10 protein-coding genes, 1 pseudogene and 1 riboswitch are annotated in these 20,884 nt (G+C 66.7%); of the genes and pseudogenes, 3 read left to right on the forward strand and 8 right to left on the reverse strand.

The genetic code is table 11. The features are described 5' to 3' along the window. Nucleotides 1-2: 2 nt before the first annotated feature. Nucleotides 3-965, reverse strand: coding sequence for a dTDP-glucose 4,6-dehydratase (locus QXK92_RS06635; protein WP_306240874.1), 963 nt, complete (start codon nucleotides 963-965; stop codon nucleotides 3-5). A 133-nt stretch (nucleotides 966-1,098) separates the two neighbouring features. Here QXK92_RS06635 and QXK92_RS06640 point away from each other — a divergent pair, with 133 nt between their 5' ends. Beyond that, a complete protein-coding gene (locus tag QXK92_RS06640) occupies nucleotides 1,099-2,109 on the forward strand; it encodes a hypothetical protein (RefSeq protein ID WP_306240875.1) in 1,011 nt (336 codons plus the stop codon). Here the strand turns inward: QXK92_RS06640 and QXK92_RS06645 are convergent. The 6 genes from QXK92_RS06645 to QXK92_RS06670 form a co-directional block, all read right to left on the reverse strand. Further along, nucleotides 2,093-3,310 (reverse strand): peptidoglycan DD-metalloendopeptidase family protein, encoded by a 1,218-nt coding sequence (locus QXK92_RS06645; RefSeq protein ID WP_306240876.1) that lies wholly within the window; start codon nucleotides 3,308-3,310, stop codon nucleotides 2,093-2,095. The genes QXK92_RS06640 and QXK92_RS06645 overlap by 17 nt on opposite strands. A 25-nt stretch (nucleotides 3,311-3,335) precedes the next feature. Then, nucleotides 3,336-6,542 carry an isoleucine--tRNA ligase gene (gene ileS, locus QXK92_RS06650; RefSeq protein WP_306240877.1) on the reverse strand — a complete coding sequence of 1,069 codons (3,207 nt, stop codon included), beginning with the start codon at nucleotides 6,540-6,542 and terminating at the stop codon, nucleotides 3,336-3,338. A gap of 470 nt (nucleotides 6,543-7,012) precedes the next feature. Further along, nucleotides 7,013-7,243, reverse strand: coding sequence for an Rv1535 family protein (locus tag QXK92_RS06655; protein WP_306240878.1), 231 nt, complete (start codon nucleotides 7,241-7,243; stop codon nucleotides 7,013-7,015). Between the two features lie 273 nt (nucleotides 7,244-7,516). Beyond that, nucleotides 7,517-7,686, reverse strand: a riboswitch (M-box (ykoK) riboswitch). A 175-nt stretch (nucleotides 7,687-7,861) separates the two neighbouring features. After that, complete coding sequence (locus QXK92_RS06660; RefSeq protein WP_306240879.1) at nucleotides 7,862-8,980, reverse strand: nitronate monooxygenase family protein; 1,119 nt, start codon at nucleotides 8,978-8,980, stop codon at nucleotides 7,862-7,864. A 17-nt stretch (nucleotides 8,981-8,997) separates the two neighbouring features. Continuing rightward, complete coding sequence (locus tag QXK92_RS06665) at nucleotides 8,998-9,579, reverse strand: carboxymuconolactone decarboxylase family protein (protein WP_306240880.1); 582 nt, start codon at nucleotides 9,577-9,579, stop codon at nucleotides 8,998-9,000. A gap of 9 nt (nucleotides 9,580-9,588) precedes the next feature. Beyond that, a complete protein-coding gene (locus QXK92_RS06670; protein ID WP_306240881.1) occupies nucleotides 9,589-11,340 on the reverse strand; it encodes an AMP-binding protein in 1,752 nt (583 codons plus the stop codon). A gap of 873 nt (nucleotides 11,341-12,213) precedes the next feature. Between QXK92_RS06670 and pks2 the strand changes: the two genes are divergently transcribed. Together pks2 and QXK92_RS06680 are read left to right on the forward strand one after the other, a co-directional pair. Beyond that, nucleotides 12,214-18,516: a sulfolipid-1 biosynthesis phthioceranic/hydroxyphthioceranic acid synthase gene (gene pks2 / locus QXK92_RS06675; RefSeq protein WP_306240882.1), complete on the forward strand. Its 6,303-nt coding sequence runs from the start codon at nucleotides 12,214-12,216 to the stop codon at nucleotides 18,514-18,516. Nucleotides 18,517-18,828: 312 nt separating this feature from the next. Beyond that, nucleotides 18,829-19,027: pseudogene (locus QXK92_RS06680) on the forward strand (hypothetical protein); the annotation flags it as partial. Between the two features lies 1 nt (nucleotide 19,028). On the opposite strand, the gene QXK92_RS06685 reads toward QXK92_RS06680, so the two are convergent. Beyond that, a complete protein-coding gene (locus tag QXK92_RS06685) occupies nucleotides 19,029-20,045 on the reverse strand; it encodes a PE family protein (RefSeq protein WP_306240884.1) in 1,017 nt (338 codons plus the stop codon). Between the last annotated feature and the right edge of the window lie 839 nt (nucleotides 20,046-20,884).

Genomic DNA, 20,884 nt, shown 5'->3' on the forward strand with positions numbered 1-20,884 from the left:
CGTCAGGTAGCTGCAAGCTCAATCTCGTTGTCCGACTGGCTTATCGCCCAGTCGACGTAGCGGTCGATCCCGGTCCAGATCTCGACCTGAGGCGCAAAACCGATGCTGCGCGCCAGCTGGATATCCGCGGGGTAGCGTGCGACCTCCCCGGGTCGCGCCGGCCCCCTGACTACGTCCACCTGGAATTTGGCGGCGATGTACTCGGCGATGTCGCGCACGCTCGTGTTGATACCGCTGGCGAAGTTGATTGCGCGGCCTTTGAGTTCCGGATTGTCCAGAACCAGCAGGTAGGCCCGCACCACGTCACTGACGTGGAGGTAGTCGCGCGTCGCGGTCCCTTCACCGAAGACGGTGAGATCCCTGCCCGCCATCGCCTGGCGCACGAGTATCGGGATCAGCGCACCGAATGCGCCGCTCTTCTGCCGCTCGCCGAAAATGTTGAACGGGCGGACCACGGTGATATCCATGTCGTAGGAACGGAAGTAGGAATAACAGAGCCGGTCGGCCGCCGCCTTGGACGCGCCGTACGGACTGTTCGGCATCAGCTCGGCGGTCTCGTCCAGCAGCTCATCCGCGCCGAGGTCCTGCCCGTCGCCGTACACCTCACATGTCGAGGCGTAGACGACGCGCGATCCGCTCCGGCGGGCCGCCTCGAGAATGTTGTAGGTGCCCATCACATTGGTGTCCAGAAAGCTCTTCGGATCGCTGAGCGACTTGTCGACATTGACGTTGGCAGCCAGATGGAAGACGACCTCGTGCTCCGGCACCGTCTTGGCGGTCAGTTCGGCGTCAGTCACCGAACCGAAGACCACATCGGCCCGACTGTCGGCCTGCAGTCGTCTGGTATTGCGCTTGGCGGCGCTGGACAACGTATTGAGAACGGTCACTTGATGTCCCACGGCGAGCAGCGCCTCGGCAAGGTGGCTTCCCTGGAAACCCGCTCCCCCAGTCACGAGAATTCTCACTGCACAAAGCCCCCCGCGTTCCGTGCCGTTCTTCGCTGAACCGGCTCATAGCTTACTGGCCCGCCGTGGCACATCCGGTTAGCCGGTCGCGACACGTACGGTGGCCGATAGAGATTGAGAGGGGGGTTCCTCGGTGTGTCCGTCGAATACCGGATCCGCTGACGTCGCGGCCCATGTCCGCGAGGAGATCCACGCCTGGGCTACGCATCCGGCTCTGACGGAGTTGGTGGAGATGTTCGGCGGGGCCGTTCCGTCAGACCTTGACCTCGTCGAGCGCCTCGGCTGGCTCGACGATTTCAGCACCGTGTGGGATTACCGGGCGCGGGCACGGGCAGGAGCGGGGCGGGTGAACAGCCAGGACGCAGCCGGAGCCGTGCGGTGGCTCATTCCCCGCCTGGACGTACCTGCCGGCCAGCAGCAGAAGATCGTCGCACTGGCAGACGAACTCGGCCTGATCGGCGAATCGATGCCCAGCGCAACCGATTTCGATTACCTGCTGGTGATCGGCGGCGGCCGGTACACGAACCGGCTGCGCGTCGGCTACGCACGAGAGGTGGCGGCGGGGCGGCAAATCGGGCATGTGGTGTTGGCTGCGGCCTCACGCCCCCTCATGGATTCCGAGCGGGACGCGGTATCCGTCCTCGCGCCGGCGGCCCGCAGCGAGTTCGACCTGGTGGCCGCGGCCGCCGGTGAAATGCTGGGGCTCGATATCCGCGAGGTTGAGGATCATGCACGACGACGCGTCGATCGGCCACACCGCGACCGAGCCGTCTGGCGGTTCCCAGCGGACAGCAACGAACTGGGCGTGCCGGTCACTCTGCTGGAAACGCCGTCACCCGATCCGGACAACCGTCGGGCGAATTCCGGTGACACGTATACCTTCGCCGCGCATACGGTAGGTATGCGCGGGTCGACGTGCCTGTTGGTGACCGGCCAACCGGTAGTTCCCTATCTGCACTTCGAGGCGTTGCGCACGCTGGCGCTGCCGTTCGGAATCCGTTTGGAGTCTGCGGGATTCGGGATCGAGCGGTACAACCGTCTCGGCGAGCTGGACGAGCAGCATCCGGCCAAGATCCTTCAGGAGGCGCGATCGGCGATCCGGTCCGCGCGGGCCGTGGCCGAGCGGCTCACCCGGCAACGGTGATGGTGCACGGGGTGGCCGCCGGATAGGTACCCGACACCGGCCGCGGCCGGCCCTGCGGTGGCCACGGCTGCAAACCCCGGTTGCCCAGATAACGCAGCGGGCTGGTGTGCCCGCCGCCCGTGTGGACCTCGAAATGCAGGTAGCCGTCCGCTGATTCGGCTTCCAGGCCAACGGCGCCGATCTGTGCCCCGGCAGCGATCTCATCGCCCACTCGGTGCTCGCCGCCGCGGAACACATAGACGAGGTCGGCCTCTGCGTTCGACACCGTCACCGACCGGAGCCCACGGTCATCGAGATCGTCTGTGCGAGTGACGGTTCCGGACGAGACAGCGTGGATGGCGGTGCCCGGCGCAGCGGCGAAATCGATACCGGGGTGGAATGCGCCGGCCCGTGGACCGTAACCCGCCCCGATTGACAGGTTTTCGCGGTCGATCGGCAAGCGGGCATCGACGTCGACCGGATCGAAATCGCCTCGGCAGCGTCGACCGTAGTCAGCCGTGAGCAGGTCGACCTCGTCGCGCGCATAACCGAACAACAGCGCGCGGTCGTAGGGGACGCCGTAGTTCAGCCGGCAATCCGGGTCGATTCTGCGGTAGTGGTCGACCTTGGCCACTCGTTCGGCAAGCGTGGACCAGCCGTGGTGCACCAGGCGAACGTCGTACACCATCCCGATGCGACCGCGTTCGGTGATGTTGGCGGGCCAGTGCGGATTGTGAATCATCCTGGTCCCCGCCCGAAGTTCCGGACGCCAGCGCCAGAACGGTCCGCGCACCGACTCCGCCGGCCCCATGATCGGGATCATGTCCGGGAATTCCGGATCATGCCACGTCGGGATCATCGGGCACATCAGCGCCGCCACGTCGGCCGGAATATCGGCCAGCATGCCGCGCACGTCGACGTCGGCCTCGACCACCTGGTCGGAGTCGATCATGGCGATCCAGTCGGGACGGCAGAAATCGGCCATGCGATACAACAATTCCAGCCCCGGGGGTTCCGGGATGAGCCATGGCGTCTGCGGCAGATCCGACCGGGCGCGAACGACATTCGTCACCGCGGGATGCTCAGCCAGGATGTCGGCGGAGTTGTCGGTACTGCGGTCGTCGATCACATAGATGTCGTCGCACCAGCCGGACAACGAGTCCAGGACTCGCGGCAGGATGTCCTCACCGTTATGCACCCGGAACAGCCCCAGAACCCGCATCGTCCCCCTCCGTTCGGCCCGTACCTCACGCGGAGGCACGTTGAATGAATACCCGCACTCCGTCCCCGATTTCGGCGGCCCCGTCCGCGGGTTCACCGAACTCGAAACTCGTGGCCAAGATTTCACCCGCGATCAGATCACGGTGCGTGGCCGCCCACTCGGCCCGCCCGGCAGGCACCGACATCACTACAGTGATCCGGTCGGACACCTCGAGGCCGGTCGACTTACGCAGCTCCTGCAGTTCGCGGATGCGGTCTTTGGCCCAGCCCTCTGCCTCGAGCTCCGGGGTTACCGTTCCGTCCAGTACCACCAGCCCGGCACCACCCGGCAGGGCCGCGGTGAATTCCGGGTCGGCGGCCACCAGTCGGGAGCTGTACTCCTCCGGCTGCAGGATCGCGGGTCCCGCGGTCAGGGTGCCGTCCGGGTTGACCACGCCCTCCCCCGCTTTGACGGCCTTGATCGCGGCCTGCACGTCCTTGCCCAGCCGCGGGCCGGCGACCCGCGCGTTGACGGTCAGCTCGAACCGGCCGTAGGTGTCGATCGCATCGGTCAGCTCGACCTGCTTGACGTTGAGTTCATCCCCGATCAGCCCGGTGAACGGCTGCAACTGAGCCGGATTCTCCACGGCCACCGTCAGTTTGGGCAACGGCAACCGCACCCGCAGCTTCTTGGCCTTGCGCAGTGACGACGCCGCCGAGCACACGTCCCGCACCTGGTCCATGGCGGCCACCAGTTCGGGGTCGGCGGGCAGTTCGGCCGCCTCCGGCCAGTCCGTCAGGTGCACCGAACGGCCGCCGGTCAGCCCGCGCCAGATCAGCTCGGTCATGAGCGGCAGTAGCGGTGCCGCCAGTCGTGCCGTCACCTCCAGCACCGTGTGCAGTGTGTCTATGGCGTCGACGGCTTCCACCCAGAAGCGTGAACGTGACCGTCGCACATACCAGTTCGTCAACGCCTCGGTGAACTGACGCAGCTGTTCGCAGGCGCCTGAGATGTCGCAGATATCCAGCGAAGCGGTCAGGTCGTCGCGCAGTACCGCAAGTTTGGCCAGGATGTAGCGGTCGAGCACATGCGCCGAATCGGTGCGCCATACACCGACCTTCGGCGCGTAGAGCGCCAGGAACGTGTACGCGTTCCAGAACGGCAGCAATACCTGCCGCACCCCGTCGCGGATACCTTGCTCGGTGACAATCAGGTTGCCGCCACGCAGGATCGGTGACGCCATCAGGAACCAGCGCATGGCATCGGAGCCGTCGCGGTCGAACACCTCGGTGACATCCGGGTAGTTGCGCAGCGACTTGCTCATCTTCTGGCCGTCCGAGCCCAGCACAATGCCATGCGCCACACAGGTTTTGAACGACGGCCTGTCGAACAAGGCGGTGGCCAGCACGTGCAGCGTGTAGAACCAGCCGCGGGTCTGGCCGATGTACTCGACGATGAAGTCGCCCGGATAGTGGCCGTCGACCTGCTTGTCAGGGTCGTCGCTCTGGACCCCGTCGAACCACTCCTTGTTCTCGAACGGGTAATGGACCTGTGCGTAGGGCATCGAACCGGAGTCGAACCACACGTCGAGCACGTCGGAGATGCGCCGCATCGTGCTGTGGCCGGTGGGGTCGTCGGGGTTGGGCCGGGTGAGTTCGTCGATAAATGGCCGGTGCAGGTTGTCCGGGCGCACTCCGAAGTCCCGTTCCAGCTCGTCCAGGCTTCCGTAGACGTCGATGCGCGGATAGGCCGGGTCGTCGGATTTCCACACCGGAATCGGGGTGCCCCAGTAGCGGTTTCGCGAGATGGACCAGTCGCGGGCGCCCTGCAGCCACTTGCCGAACTGTCCGTCCTTGACGTGTTCGGGGTACCAGGTGATCTGCTGGTTGAGCTCCACCATCCGGTCCCGGAACTGGGTCACCCGCACGAACCACGACGACACCGCACGGTAGATCAGCGGGTTGCGGCAGCGCCAGCAGTGCGGGTAGGGGTGCTCGTAGGTCTCGTGCCGTAGCAGCACCGCGCCGTTGGTCGCGGCGGGACCGCTCTGGCTTTTCAGGTCGCGGATGATCTGCGGGTTGGCGTCAAAGACATGCTGCCCCTGGTAGTCCGGAACCGTCGCGTCGAATCGGCCCTTGGAATCGACGGGCGTGACAGGCACGATGCCGACCGGGTCGGTGGTGGCCATGTCGTCCTCGCCGTAGGCCGGCGCCATGTGCACCAGCCCGGTGCCGTCCTCCGTGGTGACGAAGTCGGCGGACAACACCTGAAAGGCCTTGGGCGAGTCCAGGAAATAGGCGAACGGCGGTAGGTACCGGGTGCCCAACAACTCGGCGCCGTGATAGGTGCCGAGAACTTCGGGGTCCTCCCCGAGTTCGCGGGAATATGCGGCCAGCCGCGCCTCGGCCAGGATGAAGCGCCGTTCGCCGGACTGCACCTGGACGTAGCTCACGTCGGGATTGACCGCGACGGCGAGGTTCGACGGCAGGGTCCACGGCGTCGTCGTCCAGATCAGCAGGTAGGCACCGTCCAGTCCATTTTGTGAGTCGCCACCCACGACCTTGAACCCGACCGTGAGGGCGGGGTCCTGGCGGCTCTGATAGACGTCGTCGTCCATCCGCAGTTCGTGATTGGACAACGGGGTCTCGTCACGCCAGCAGTACGGCAACACCCGGTAGCCCTCGTAGGCCAGGCCCTTGTCCCACAGCTGTTTGAAGGCCCAGATCACCGACTCCATGTAGCTGGGATCGAGTGTCTTGTAGTCGTTGTCGAAATCGACCCAGCGCGCCTGGCGGGTCACATACTGCTGCCACTCGTCGGTGTAGCGCAGTACTGAGGCACGGCAGGCATCGTTGAAGGCGGCGATGCCCATCGAGTCGATCTGGGACTTGTCGGTGATGCCCAGTTGCCGCTCGACTTCCAGCTCGGCAGGCAGACCATGTGTGTCCCAGCCGAATCGGCGTTCCACCTTGTTTCCGCGCATGGTGCGATAGCGCGGCACGATGTCTTTGACGTAGCCGGTCAGCAGGTGCCCGTAGTGCGGCAGGCCGTTGGCGAACGGCGGGCCGTCGTAGAAAACATACTCCGGAGCGCCGTCGCGGCGGGCGATGCTGGCCCGGAACGTGTCGTCCCGGAACCAGTAATCGAGCACCTCGAGTTCGAGCGCCGGGAAATCCGGCGCGCCGCTGGCCAGCTTGGGGTAGGCCGTACGGCCGGCTTCGAGTTCAGCCTCGAATTCAGCTTCGTCGCTCACGTGGGTCGTCTCCGGTGCCTCGAGATCTTCAGGCACGGGGACGACGGGCGCGCTGGTGCGCGAACGCCGCGGTACCACCCCGCTTGCCACGCTGACGCGTGACCACTCGAAAGGCTGTGACGGGCCCGCCCGTTCGGTTCTACTGGGCCGATTGGCTGTTCTTCCGAAAGCTCCCCGGTGATGGCCGGATCGACGCTGGTCTGCCGTTGATTCTAATTGCGATCGCAAACCCGGCGAAGCCGGGTGCCGCGGGTCGCAATCATAACGGTCCAGTGCGATCGCAAACCCGGCGAAGCCGGGTGCCGCGGGTCGCAATCATAACGGTCCAGTGCGATCGCAAACCCGGCGAAGCCGGGTGCCGCGGGTCGCAATCAGAAGACGGGAAGCACTCCAAGGGGCCGGCCCGCCGCAGGACGCTCCTGCGGTCGGCTAGCCCCTTGGAGTGCCGGGTAGCGCACTATCCATGGGCGTCACGCCTGGACTTCGAGAACGCCGATCCGCCACAGCGCGGCGTACATGTGCCGCAGCGGGATGTTCAGCAGGCGGGCGGCGCCGGCCACCAGCGGGTCGCCTCCGGCCGCGAGCACCTGCTCGGTGCGACGGGCTTTCTTCGGCGCCGGAGCGACCGGCAGGTCGCGCACCACGTGCAGCTTGGGCGCAGCGGGAACGGCAACTACTTCGTCATACAGTGCAGCGGTCATGATCGCCTCCTCGGATAAGACGTTGGCAGGTGGAACTCAAAGGAATCTTGGGAAGTCCCGTCCCGCAACGGTTCCGACGTGGAGGCTGTGTGAAGACTCAGCCGAGAACGTCGCGCCGGAGACCGGTCAGGGACGAAACAGCGCCCGGATATCGACCCGGACTGCCACTGGAACTCATGCGTCCCTCACCTCCTCTCGGTCACGACCCACGCGAGTGCTCGCGTGATCTGCTGCGCGCACAAGGAGAACAGAATGCCGGCGATCCGCCGGAAAACCGCACCCCTCTCGTCAGAGCTTTGGCACTACCCGACGTGTCCGGTAACCCGGAAGCCACCTGGGCTCAACCCTTAAGCCGGGAGGAGCTGTCCTGACCCGGGGCGTCTTTCGACGTTCGGGGTCAGTGGCCTGTGTTCGTGTAGCCGCCTCACCTAACGAGGTGCCTGCCTGACCGATAATGCACGACGTACGGGCGCCGGTCAACGCGGCACCCCCGGGTTTCGGGATCTTTATGCTTTCACTACGCACGCCCACAGCTTCCATTCAGCAAAAACGCATCTGAGCTGCGGAAACGAGAAAGCCGCGGGACGATCTCCCAGGTTACGTTTCGGTATGAGTTCGCTATGTCACATCGTTGAGCCGGCCGATGGTGTCGATGTATTCCTCCACCATGTCGAGCACCACCGCGCGGGTCGGACGGACCCGGTCCAGCGAGCCGACCACCTGGCCGACGAAGTACGTCGCCAGCTCGCGCGCTTTCGCCCCGGGATGGGCAGCCGCCTGGTTGATCCGGACCTGAGAGTCGGTGATCAGCGCCGTCTGCAGCGGCATTCCCAACGGGTTGGGGGTGTCGGGGCGTCCCCACTCTTCGGTCCAGGCGGTGCGCAGCATGCGGGCCGGCTTCCCGGTCATGGACCGCGACCGCACGGTGTCCGACGACGTCGCCGCCAGGAACTTGTCCTTCACCACTGGCGCGGTCTCGGCTTCCTCGGTGGTGAGCCATACCGAACCGCACCACACCCCCTCGGCACCCAGGGCCATGGCGGCCGCGATCTGGCGTCCGCGGGCGATCCCACCGGCCGCCAGCACGGGCGTCGGGGCCACCGCGTCCACCACCTCGGGCACCAGCACCATGGTCGCGACCTCACCGGTGTGTCCGCCTGCCTCGGTGCCCTGCGCGACGATCAGGTCGACCCCGGCCGCCGCGTGCCGGCGGGCATGTTCGGTGGTGCCGGCCAGCGCGGCCACCAGGACGTCGTGGCTGTGCGCCCGCTCGACGAGATCGTGCGGCGGCGGACCGAGTGCACTGGCGATCAGCCGTATCTTGTGGGCGAAGGCCACCTCCAGCAGCGGTTCGTAGCCCTTGGGTGAGATGTTGAGCCCACCTCTGATCGTCTGCTCCTGTTCGCCATGTGGCGCAACGCCGTAACGGTTCAGCATCTCCTCGACGAAAGCGCGGTGCTCGGCCGGCAACAGGTCCTGGGCCTGCCGTGAGTTGACGCCACCGGTGTCGGCGCCGACGTATTTCGGCGGTAGCAGCAGATCGACACCGTAGGGCTTGCCGTGCGTCTGCTCCTCGATCCAGGTGAGCTCGCTTTCCAGCCGCTTCGGGCTGTGGGCGGTGGCACCGAGCACCCCGAACCCGCCCGCATTGGTCACTGCGGCCACCACGTCGCGGCAGTGACTGAAGGCGCAAATCGGAAACTCGACGCCGAGCATCTCGGCAACTCTGGTTCGCATGTCGCCGACGCTACGCCCTACCGATCAGGGGAGGACGGAGCCCGGCCGTCGGGCGGCCACGCGGCCACCCCGTCTTCCAGCGGCACCTCGAGGCTCTGCAAAATCGACGCAACCATCCGCCACGCACCGATGACGGTGACCAGTTCGATGAGAGCGGCTTTGCCGCCGCCCAATTCGTGTTCGCAGGCAGCCCAGTTCGCGGCACTCACCGCGCCGTCGTGCACGACGTCGTCGGTCGCCGCCAACACGGCTCGCTCGGTCGGCCCGAAACCGCTGTAGCCCTGCCAATCTCGCACGCCCAGCAGGTCGTCTGCCGAGACGCCGAGGCGGGTGGCCACCCGCCAGTGCTGTGTCCACTCGTAGGTGCACTCGGTAAGCCACCCGATCCGCATGATCACCAGTTCGCGCAGCCTGCGGTCCAGGACACCGTGCCAGAGCATGCTGGCGAGCAGGTCGTTGAATGGTCCCGCCAACACTGGATGGTTCAGCAGCGTCTGAAAGATGCTGAGTTCGGCCATGTAGTCCGGGACGCCGGCCTGGTCGGCGGCGGCCTTGGCCTCTTCGACAGGCAGCAACGGTATCCGGGCGGGCTTGCTCATGCGGGCCTGTCAGGCGTCCAACCGGGCGAACGCCTTGTCCTCGTACATCTGAACCGACTGCTGCCGGCGGATCTTGCCGCTGGTGGTGATGGGGATGGACCCGGGTGACACGAGCACCAGGTCGGCCACATTCAGCCCGTGCGAGTCGAAGATGGCGGCAGTGATGTCGCGTTTGAGCACAGCCAGTCGCTCCGCCAGCTCCTGCGCCGATTCGTCGGATTTCTGCTTGACTTCCACGATCGCCGCCAGCTTTTCGACACCGTCCTGCGGAACGGCGATTGCGGCGCAACGGCCGGCGCTGATCTCCTGAATGGTCGCTTCGATGTCGTCGGGAGAATGGTTGCGCCCGTAGACAATCAGCAGGTCCTTGATCCGGCCCATGATGAAAAGCTCACCGTTGGAAAAGAAACCGGAGTCTCCGGTACGCAACCACGGGCCTTCGGGAGTTCCCTCCGGCGGATTGACGATCGTCGCACCAAACGTGTCCGCTGTGGTCTCCGGTTTGTCCCAGTACCCCGACGCGACGTTGCCGCCCTGCACCCAGATCTCGCCGACCTTGCCTTCCGGGCACTCGGTGCGGGTGTCGCCGTCGACGATGCGAACCAGCTGTGATTTCGGCACGCCGTAGCTGACAAGCGGTGTGCCGCTGCCGCTTTCGACCCGCACGGCCTCCCCGTCCGGCAGCTTCTGTGAGTCGAAATCGACGATCTCCGGTGGATCACCCACCTTGCGCGTGGCGATGTACACGGTCGCTTCGGCCATGCCGTAGGCCGGGCGTAATGCCTTGGCGGCGAACCCGAAGCGGGCGAACCGGTCGGCGAAGCGCTTGAGGGTCGCGGGCTGGACCCTCTCGCTGCCGTTGAGCACGGTGTGCACACCGCTGAGGTCGAACCCGGTCAGGTCCTCGTCGGAGGTCTTGCGTACCGCGATGTCGAACGCGAAGTTCGGCCCCGCCGAGATGGTGGTCCCGTAGCGCGCCAGCAACTGCGGCCAGCGGGCCGGGCGCTGCAGAAACGCCACCGGGCTGGTGAGCACCGTCCGTCGGCCGGCGAGGATCGGCATGATCGCCCCGAGCAGGAGACCCATGTCGTGGTATAGCGGAAGCCAGGACACCACGTCCAGGTCCGCCGGCGGCACTCCCCCTTCGTTGACGAAGAAGTCGGCCATGATCTGCTCGAAATTGGCGAAAACGTTCGCGTTCGAGACGGTGACGCCGGCTGGCGTCCGGGTCGATCCGGACGTGTATTGCAGATACGACGTGCGCGCACCCTCGTCTGCGATGCGTTCCGGCCGGGAAGATTTCGGCCGGGAATCCAGGTCCAGCAGGTCGACCTCGATGATGGCCGGTGGATTTTCGCCGGCCTGCGGTTCGACGCACTCCTTGACGTTGGTGATGGCGGCCGACGTCGTCAGGATCACCGACGGCGCGGTATCGGCCAGCACCGAAATGGTGCGCTCGTCGTGGGCGCCGCCGTAGGGCACCGAGAGCGGTACCCCGATGAATCCGGCCTGCAGCGCACCGAGGAATCCGACGACGTACTCGAGTCCCTGCGGGGCCAGGATCAGCGCGCGGTCACCGGGCGAACCGGTCTGCTTGAGCTGCTCGGCGATGTTGAGGGTGCGACGGTGCAGCTGCGCCCAGGTGAGCGTCTCCTCGACGCCTTCCCAGTCCAGGTCGTAGTTGAGGTAGGTGAGCGCCGCACCGTTCGGATTGAGACTCGCGCGTTCGCGCAGCACAGCAGGGATAGAAGAGCCAACCACGGGATCGCACACTACCCGCCGGAACACGCCCCTCGTGGTCCGTATCGCCGAAGTCAGGCGGCCACGTCCCGGAATCACACCGGAAGCGATCACGGCGGCCCCGCGGCCAGCGCTACCCACACGGCCTGTTGGCACTGGTGGCCGATCTCTACAGCGCAGGTGCCGCCCCGGATTTCGCGGCGCTCAATCCGGACGGCCGCCTGGTGGACGCACCGCTGCCGGCATAGACCAAGCGGCCGCTGCTGCCGACTGCGCAGCCGGGCCCCGGCCACGGCCACGGCCACGGCCACGGCCACGGCCACGAATACCGTTGCAGCACAACCGCTTCCTTCCCGCGCAATCCGATCGCTTAGGATTCCGTCGCCCGGCATCTGGACACGGTGAAATCGGTCTTTCGGCGGGTGGCCGCGGGACACGAACGCGCGCCATTGCGCGACACCGCACGATTGCAGTCACAGCCGTATTGAGCCATGCCGGAAACAGGTCGACCGGATGACGCCGGTTCACCATCTCAAGGCAGGGAAGGCTGCTGCGGGCCGCATACCGCCCGGCCGTGTCGGCACAACCGTCCCACTTTCCGGTTCGAGGGCCCTATGCTGGCGTTTTGCCGCTGATCGCGAGGCTTATCCGGCCGGCTGCGGGCGGTGTGATCAGCGTCACCTTGATCGAAATTTTTTGTACGTTCGCACGATTTTTCTACATGCGGCGGAGCGACCCGATACGCTTCTGATCGCGCCTGACTATGACGTGGGCGCCGAAATGTGGGGGTCGGCGATTGCGTCCGCTGCTGCGGGTTGGGGCAGCAGGGAGCGAAGTTCGACGAGAACTTGCCGAAGATGACTTGGACGCGGGCTAAGGAGATGACGTACCACCGTGGAAAAAGCACGCTTAACGCCGGTTGCGGTCATTGGTCTGGCGTGCCGGCTGCCGGGGGGCATCGACTCACCTGACCAGCTGTGGCAGGCGTTGCTCCGAGGCGAAGACTTCGTCACCGAGGTCCCGCTCGACCGCTGGGACATCGACGAGTACTACGACCCCGAACCCGGCGTGCCCGGCCGCTCCCACTGCAAGTGGGGCGCCTTCATGGACAACCTCGGCGACTTCGATCCCGAGTTCTTCGGCATCTCCGAACGCGAAGCCATCGCCATGGATCCCCAGCACCGTCTGTTGCTGGAGACCTCATGGGAGGCCATGGAGCACGCCGGCCTCACCCCCACCCAGATGGCTGACTCCCTCACCGGAGTGTTCATCGGCTTCACCCACGCCGACTACCAGTTCGTGCAAGCCGAGACCGGCGCCCTGGAAGGCCCGTACGGCAACACCGGCACCAACTCCTGCATGGCCTCCGGCCGGGTGTCCTATGCCCTCGGACTGCGTGGTCCCGCGGTCACCGTCGACACCGCGTGCTCGTCGGGTCTGTTCGCCGCACATCTGGCCGCCCGCAGCTTGAGCGAGGGCGAAAGCGACCTGGCCTTCGCCGGCGGTGTCTACGCGATGCTCGAGCCACGCCGCTTCGCGTCTGGTTCGGCCAACGGCATGCTGTCGCGCAGCGGCCGCTGCCACGCGTTCGATGTCGAGGCCGACGGGTTCGTCTCCGGCGAGGGCGCCGTGATGCTGCTCCTCAAGCGACTGCCGGACGCGCAGCGCGACGGCGACCGGATCCTGGCGGTCATCCGCGGAACGGCCGCCAACCAGGACGGCCACACCGTCAACATCGTCACGCCCTCGGCTGAAGCGCAGGAAGCGGTGTACCGGGCGGCGCTTTCGGCCGGCGGCGTGGACCCCGCCACCGTCGGCATGGTCGAAGCCCACGGACCCGGTACCCCGGTGGGTGACCCCCTGGAATACGCGAGCCTGGCTGCCGTCTACGGGATTGACGGGCCGTGCGCGGTCGGTTCGGTCAAGACAAACTTCGGCCACACCCAATCGACCGCCGGTGCGCTCGGGTTGCTGAAGGCCATCCTGGCCGTCCAGCACGGGGTGGTGCCGCAGAACCTGCACTTCCACACCATGCCGGACAAGATGGCCGAGATTGAGACCAATCTGTTTGTGCCGCAAGAGGTTACACCGTGGCCAATCAACGACCCGAATCAGCCGCGACGGGCCGCCGTGTCGTCGTACGGCATGTCGGGCACCAACGTGCACGCGGTGTTGGAGCAGGCCCCGGCGCCGACCCCGGAACCCGTTACCGTGTCACCGGACGGCAGCACCGGCCTGGAAGGCACGCTGGTCTTTCCCGTGTCGGCGAGTTCGGAAGAGGCGCTGCGCACGACGGCCGGGCGGCTTGCCGACTGGATCGACGCGCAGGAGGACCTGTCGCTGCCGGATCTCGCCTACACACTGGCACGCCGCCGCGGTCACCGCTCGGTGCGCACGGCCGTGCTGGCCGGCACCACAACCGAGTTGTCCGAGGCGCTGCGCGAGCTCGCCGGTGGCGAGCTGCCCCTTCCGCCCGCGGTGAGCCAGGATGACCGCGGTCCGGTCTGGGTGTTCTCCGGGCAGGGTTCGCAGTGGGCCGGGATGGGCAAGGACCTGCTGGCCAACGAGCCGGTGTTCGCGGCCACCATCGCCGAGATCGAGCCGCTGATCGCCGCGGAGTCCGGTTTCTCGGTCACCGAGGCGCTGACCGCACCCGAGAAGGTCACCGGCATCGACCGCGTCCAGCCCACCATCTTCGCCATGCAGGTGGCCCTGGCCGCCACCATGAAGGACTACGGCGTCACCCCCGGCGCGGTGATCGGGCACTCCCTCGGGGAGTCCGCAGCCTCCGTCGTCGCCGGCGCGCTGTCGCTGGAAGACGGCGTCAAGGTGATCTGCCGGCGCTCCAAGCTGATGACCCGCATCGCCGGCGCCGGCGCCATGGCATCGGTGGAACTGCCCGCGCAGCAAGTCTTTTCGGAGCTCCTGGGCAGCGGCATCACCGATGTGACCGTCGCGGTGGTCGCCTCGCCGCAGTCCACCGTGATCGGCGGGGCCACGGATGCGGTCCGCGAGTTGATCGCCGCCTGGGAAGAGCGCGACGTGATGGCCCGCGAGGTGGCCGTCGACGTGGCCTCCCACTCCCCCCAGGTCGACCCGATCCTCGACGACCTGACCGAGGCGTTGGAAGAGATCAGCGGCCAGGAGCTCGCAGTCCCCTATTACTCGTCGACCTCCTTCGACCCGCGCGAGGAGCCCTACTTCGACGCGTACTACTGGGCCGACAACCTGCGCCACACCGTGCGCTTCGCCGCAGCGGTCCAGGCCGCCCTCGAAGACGGCTTCCGGGTCTTCACCGAGCTGTCCCCGCACCCGCTACTCACCCACGCCGTCGACCAGACCGCCCGGGGTATCGACATGTCGGCGGCCGCACTGGCCGCCATGCGCCGCGAGCAACCGCTGCCACACGGCCTGCGCGGCCTGGTCGGCGACCTGTACATCGCGGGCGCCGCGGTGGACTTCGCCGTGCTCTACCCGAATGGCAATCTGCTGGAGACACCGCTGCCGGCGTGGACCCACCGCCGCCTGCTGCTCGAAGAGAGCACCGACCGGCTCGCCCACGCCAACACCGTGGCAGTGCACCCGCTGCTGGGCGCGCACGTGCGCCTGCCCGAGGAGCCGGAGCGCCACGTCTGGCAGGGCGACGTCGGCACCGAAGCGCAGCCCTGGCTGGGCGATCATCAAATCCACCGCGCCGCAGCGCTTCCCGGCGCCGCGTACTGCGAGATGGCACTGGCCGCAGCCCGTACGGTGCTCGGCGACAACGCCGAGGTCCGTGACGTCCGATTCGAGCGGTTGCTGCTCCTCGACGAGGTGAGTCTTGTCGGGGCTACCGCGACGGTCGAGGCACCCGGTGTCGTTCCGTTCGTGGTGGAGACCAACGACGATGGCGAACGGTCCCGGCGGGCCTCGGCAATGCTGCATGCCGGGTCCGACGAAGACGCCGGCGCAGCACCGGCCGCCCATGACATCGAGGCGTTGCTGGCGTCGCACACGAACCCCGCCGACGGCGACGACCTTCGCCACGAGTTCGACGGGCGGGGCATCCAGTACGGTCCGGCCTTCAGCGGCCTGACCGCGGCGCACGTCACCGAGGAAGCCGGTGACACGGTGCTGGCCGAGGTCGCCGTTCCCAGCTCGATCCGCGCCCAGCAGGGCGCCTACGGCGTGCACCCCGCACTGCTGGACGCATGCTTCCAATCGGTGGCCGCGCACCCCAGCGTCGCCAGCGCCGGCGGTGGCGGCCTGCTGCTCCCGCTGGGGGTCCGGCGACTGCGGGCCTACGGTTCGGCCCGCCATGCCCGCTACTGCCTGACGACGGTGACCCCGGACGGTTCGGGGGTCAACGCCGATATCGACATCCTCGACGAGCACGGCACCGTGCTCCTGACGGTCCGCGGCCTGCAGATGGGCACCGGCGCCGCGCCCGGCAGCGAGCGCGACCGCGTGCTGGCCGAGCGGCTGCTGACTATCGAATGGCAGCAGCGCGACCTGCCGGACAAGACCGTGACCGAGCCCGGCAACTGGTTGTTGATCAGCACTTCCGACGCGGCCGACATGATGGCGACCCAGCTGACCGACACCCTGAAGATGCACGACGCCGACAGCGCGACGATCTCCTGGCTGCTGCGCGACGATCACCAGGCGCAGGCCGGACTCCTGCGCGACCAGCTCAGCGCCAATGCGTTCAACGGCGTGGTCGTTCTCACCGCACCGCAGAGCGCGGACGCGGAGGCCGGCAGCTTTGTCGACCGGGGCAGGGAATACGTCGAGCACCTCGTGCGCATCGCGCGTGAACTGCCCGACATCGAGGGCCAGACCGCCCGCCTGTACGTCGTGACCCGCAACGCCCAGACGGTGCTGACCGACGATTGCGCAAATCTCGAACAAGGCGGTCTGCGGGGCCTGCTGCGCGTCATCAGCGCCGAACACCCCCACCTGAAGGTCACCTACGTCGACGTCGACGAGCACACCGGCGCCGAGCAGGTGACCCGCCAGCTCCTGCTCACCGAGTCCGAGGAAGACGAGACGGCCTGGCGCCACGACGAGTGGTACACCGCGCGCCTGAGCCCGACCCCGCTGGGACCCGACGAGCGCCGGACCACTGTGGTCGAACACGAGAACCAGGGCATGCGCCTGCAGATCCGCACCCCGGGTGACCTGCAGACGCTGGAGTTCGCCGCATTCCAGCGCGTGGCACCCGGGCCCGGCGAAATCGAGGTCGCCGTCGGTGCCTCCAGCATCAACTTCGCCGATGTGCTGGTCACTTTCGGCCGCTACCAGACGGCCGACGGGCAGCAGCCCCAGTTGGGTACCGACTTCGCCGGGGTGGTGACCGCGGTGGGACCCGACGTCACCGACATCAAGGTCGGCGACCGCGTCGGCGGCCTGTCCGCCAGCGGCTGCTGGGCCACCTTCGTCACCTGTGACGCGCGCCTGGCCACCCCCATTCCCGACGGCCTGACCGATGCCCAGGCGGCCGCGATCACCACCGCGTCGGCCACCGCCTGGTACGGCCTGCAGGATCTGGCCCGCATCAGGCCGGGCGACAAGGTGCTCATCCACTCCGCGACCGGCGGTGTCGGGCAGGCCGCGATCGCGATCGCGCGCGCCGTCGGCGCCGAGATCTTTGCCACCGCGGGCAGCGAGCAGCGGCGAGAACTGTTGCGCTCCATGGGAATCGAGCACGTCTACGATTCGCGCAGCGTCGAGTTCGCCGAGCAGATCCGCCACGACACCGACGGCTACGGCGTGGACATCGTGCTGAACTCGGTGTTCGGCGCCGCCCAATTGGCGGGGGTCAAGCTGCTGGCCCGCGGCGGACAGTTCGTCGAGATCGGCAAACGTGACATCTACGGCGACACCAAGCTCGGGCTCTTCCCGTTCCGGCAGAACCTGTCGTTCCACGGCCTGGACCTCGGCTTGCTGTCTGCCACCGACCCGGGCGCGGTCCGCGAGTTGTTGACCACGGTGTACAACGCGACCGCCGAAGGCGTGTTGCCGATCCCCGAGAGCACCAGTTACCCGTTGGCCGATGCGGCGACCGCGATCCGCGTGATGGGTGCGGCCGAACACACCGGCAAGCTCATCCTCGAGGTGCCGCACGCGGGCCGCAGCAGCGTGGTGTTGCCGCCCGAGCAGTCGCAGGTGTTCCGTGGTGACGGCGCCTACATCATCACCGGCGGCCTGGGTGGTCTCGGCTTGTTCCTGGCCGAGAAGATGGCCGATGCCGGCGCCGGGCGCATCGTGCTGAGCTCGCGCTCTACGCCCAGCGAAAAAGCCTTGGAGACAATCGAATTGATTCGCTCCATCGGGTCGGACGTCGTCGTGGAATGCGGGGACATCACCCAGGCCGGCACGGCCGGCCGGCTGGTGTCCGCGGCCACCGCCACGGGCCTGCCGTTGCGCGGCATTCTGCACGCGGCCGCGGTCGTGGAGGACGCCACCCTGCCCAACATCACCGAAGAGCTCATCCAGCGCGACTGGGCTCCCAAGGTGCACGGCGCCTGGCACCTGCACGAGGCGACCGCAGGACATGACCTGGACTGGTTCTGCTCCTTCTCGTCGGCGGCGGCGCTGGTGGGATCGCCGGGCCAGGGTGCCTACGCCGCCGCCAACAGCTGGCTGGACGCCTTCACCCTGTGGCGGCGCGCCCAGGGGCTGCCGGCGATTTCGATCGCCTGGGGCGCCTGGGAGGAGATCGGCCGGGCGACGGCTTTCGTCGAGCAGTCCAGCGAAGGCGAGGCCATCGCCCCGGACGAAGGCGCGTACGCGTTCGATGCGCTGCTGCGTCACAACCGGGCGTACACGGGTTATGCGCCGGTGATCGGCTCGCCCTGGTTGACCGCCTTCGCTCAGCGCAGTCCGTTCGCCGAATTGTTCAAGTCGGCGAAAGGCCGCTCGGGCACCAACAAGCTCGTCGCCAAGCTCATGGAGATGCCGGTCGAAGAGTGGCCGGGCCAGTTGCGGCGGGTCATCTCCGAGGGTGTGAGCCTGATTCTGCGGCGTGCGGTCGACCCGGACTGGGCACTGTCGGAGTACGGACTCGACTCGCTGGGCAACCTCGAACTGCGCACGCACATCGAGACGGAAACCGGAATCCGGTTGACGTCCAACGAGATCACCACGGTGCGTGACCTGGCTGACCGGATCGCGGAAAGGCTCGCGGCGGCCCAGGATGTCTCGACGCCTGCTTGACGGTCGGCGGGCAACGCCGCTCCCCGGTCAGCTTGCCGCGCTGGTGTGCGAGTCGTTAACTGCACTCAAGCCGCGAGCCCAGGTTGCGCCGACTGAATCGCCCTGGAAATCCCGGAGACTGGCCTTGCAAACGGGGATGCAGGTGTGCCAAAGGAACAGTCGTCGCGGAACCTTGAGGCGCGTCGCTAGAGCCCGGCGGAAAAGGCCGCGTGCCTGGGTGCGCCAGGCAGACATCGACGATGGGTATGCGCCTGGGGTGTCTACCGCGGAGTCTCAGCGTGTCAATTTCAAGGCCGAATGGATTACCGACTGCCCGCAACGGCCCCTGGATGGACCGTCGAGGACGTCGAATTAGCGACCCTGGGCTGGGCGCACTGGCACAACATCGCCCGGCTAACTCGGCGACCTTCCGGCGGCCGAGTTCGAAGCCGGCCAACCACTGGTCGAAGTCCAATTACCGGAGCCTCCAGCACAATCAGGGCCATCCACTTGGCTCACTCTCTCCATTTGAGTCAACGCCAACGCAGGCCGAAGAAGGCATTTGTCCCATTCTCTCCTAGGCTGCCACCCGACGCACCGCCACCAGTGCCGGCCCAGCCGAGATATAGGGCATTGCCGCCATTCCCTCCGTTGCCCGACCCAACAAAGGGAAATCCACCCGTCCCACCCCTCCCGCCGAAGCCGATCACCGCATCGCCGCCGTTTCCACCCTGACCCATTGCAGAGAAGGACGCCCCCGTCCCGCCCCATCCGCCGAGGCCGATCAGCGCGTTACCACCGTTACCCCCGACCGTGCCACCGCCTCCGCTTCCACCGACGCCGAAGATGCGGGCATCGCCGCCGGCCGCACCGGTCCCGCCTTTCCCGCCCATACCGAAAAGACCGACGTCGCCGCCGACACCACTGGCGTAGCTGCTGTTTCCCGAAGCGCCGCCTTCCCCACCGAAACCGAATACCGGAGCGAGCCCGCCGGTGCCACCCCTACCGTCGACGGCGAACCCGCCCCTGCCACCCGTCCCGAACAGCCCGGCGGCACCGCCTGTGCCCCCGGCCACTCCGGCCGCTGTGCTCGCGCCCCCGCGACCGCCGTTGCCCAGCAACCACCCACCGTCGCCGCCGGCCTGCCCAACTCCGTCAACTGTTCCTCCGTCGACACCGTCGCCGATCATCGGACGACCCAACAACGCCATCGAGGGCGCATTGACCACATCCAACAGCTGTCCCTCAAACCGCTCCAACCATCCCGCCGCCGCCTGCTCGGTCTGCTCGTAAGCTCCCACCCCCGCGCCCAGCAACTGCACGAAATCTTGGTGAAACAGCGCTGCCTGCGCACCGGCCGCCTGATACTCACGCCCTAAACCGCCGAACAGCGCCGCAATCGCTGCCGACACTTCATCCCCCGCCGCCGGCAACACACCCACCGTCGCCTCCAACGCGACCACATTCGCCTGCTGCAGCCCCTCTCCCAAGCCCACAAAATCGCGCACAGCTGCGTGCACCACATCTGGAACCACACCAACGAACGACACCACACCACTCCCCTCAGCAACGGCAACATAGACGCAATATGGGCCGACCCACAGAGCGCATAAGGTCTGCAGGACAGTACAAGTCGATTCGCCCGACGACGGTTTCTAAAGCCAGACCGGACTAGATTCGCCGCACTCGAGTCGTAACTGCGCATGAATCAGACTCAGAAGCGACGAACCCGTCTTCGCCAGTGTCTCGAGCGCCGCCCTCCGCCGATGTCGGCGAGCAAGTCAGAAACCCCCCGCGTGACAACGAACACGAACACACACCCGGCTACGCCATAACGATGACCGGCGCTCAACGCGCTACTGACACACGCGACTTCGTGTTGCATCACCTACCTGCTCCGCGCACAGTGTGCTGACCGAAACCCTGGTCAACTCGTTCTTGCTCTATGCGACAGGAACTTTGGCATCTCAATACCCGCAGGTGAGATCCTCGCTCGGGACGTTCAGAGGGAGGGCCAGCTACCTAAGTCGATGCATCCACAAAGGACCGTTCACCATCACGGCGCCGGGCTTGACCAAGCGGGCCGCGCGCCGCCCAGCGACCACCGACTGAACCTCCGCGTGGGTTGCCACCTCTGTAACCTGCGGTTTTGTTGCCACCCAACGACCGGACCAGCGAGCGCGCGTTCGATGTGATTGCTGTCACCTTGGCTGATTATTTTTGTACGTTCGCACGATTTTTCCACATGTGACCAATCAACCGGTTACGCTTCTGAACGCGCCCAACTATGTAGTTGGCGCCGAAATCTGGGGGTCGGTGTACGCGTCCGTAGCTGCGGTTGGAGCAGTGCGGACCGAAGTTCGACGAGAACTTTACCGAAGAGGGTTCG

The organism is Mycobacterium sp. TY815 (assembly GCF_030755135.1).
Classification (GTDB): Bacteria; Actinomycetota; Actinomycetes; order Mycobacteriales; family Mycobacteriaceae; genus Mycobacterium.

Excerpts from the sequence above, each read along its gene's own strand:
- QXK92_RS06645 (WP_306240876.1), bottom strand. The coding sequence starts at position 3,310 with ATGCGGGTTCTGGGGCTGTTCCGGGTGCATAACGGTGAGGACATCCTG.
- QXK92_RS06655 (WP_306240878.1), bottom strand. The coding sequence starts at position 7,243 with ATGACCGCTGCACTGTATGACGAAGTAGTTGCCGTTCCCGCTGCGCCC.
- QXK92_RS06660 (WP_306240879.1), bottom strand. The coding sequence starts at position 8,980 with ATGCGAACCAGAGTTGCCGAGATGCTCGGCGTCGAGTTTCCGATTTGC.
- QXK92_RS06665 (WP_306240880.1), bottom strand. The coding sequence starts at position 9,579 with ATGAGCAAGCCCGCCCGGATACCGTTGCTGCCTGTCGAAGAGGCCAAG.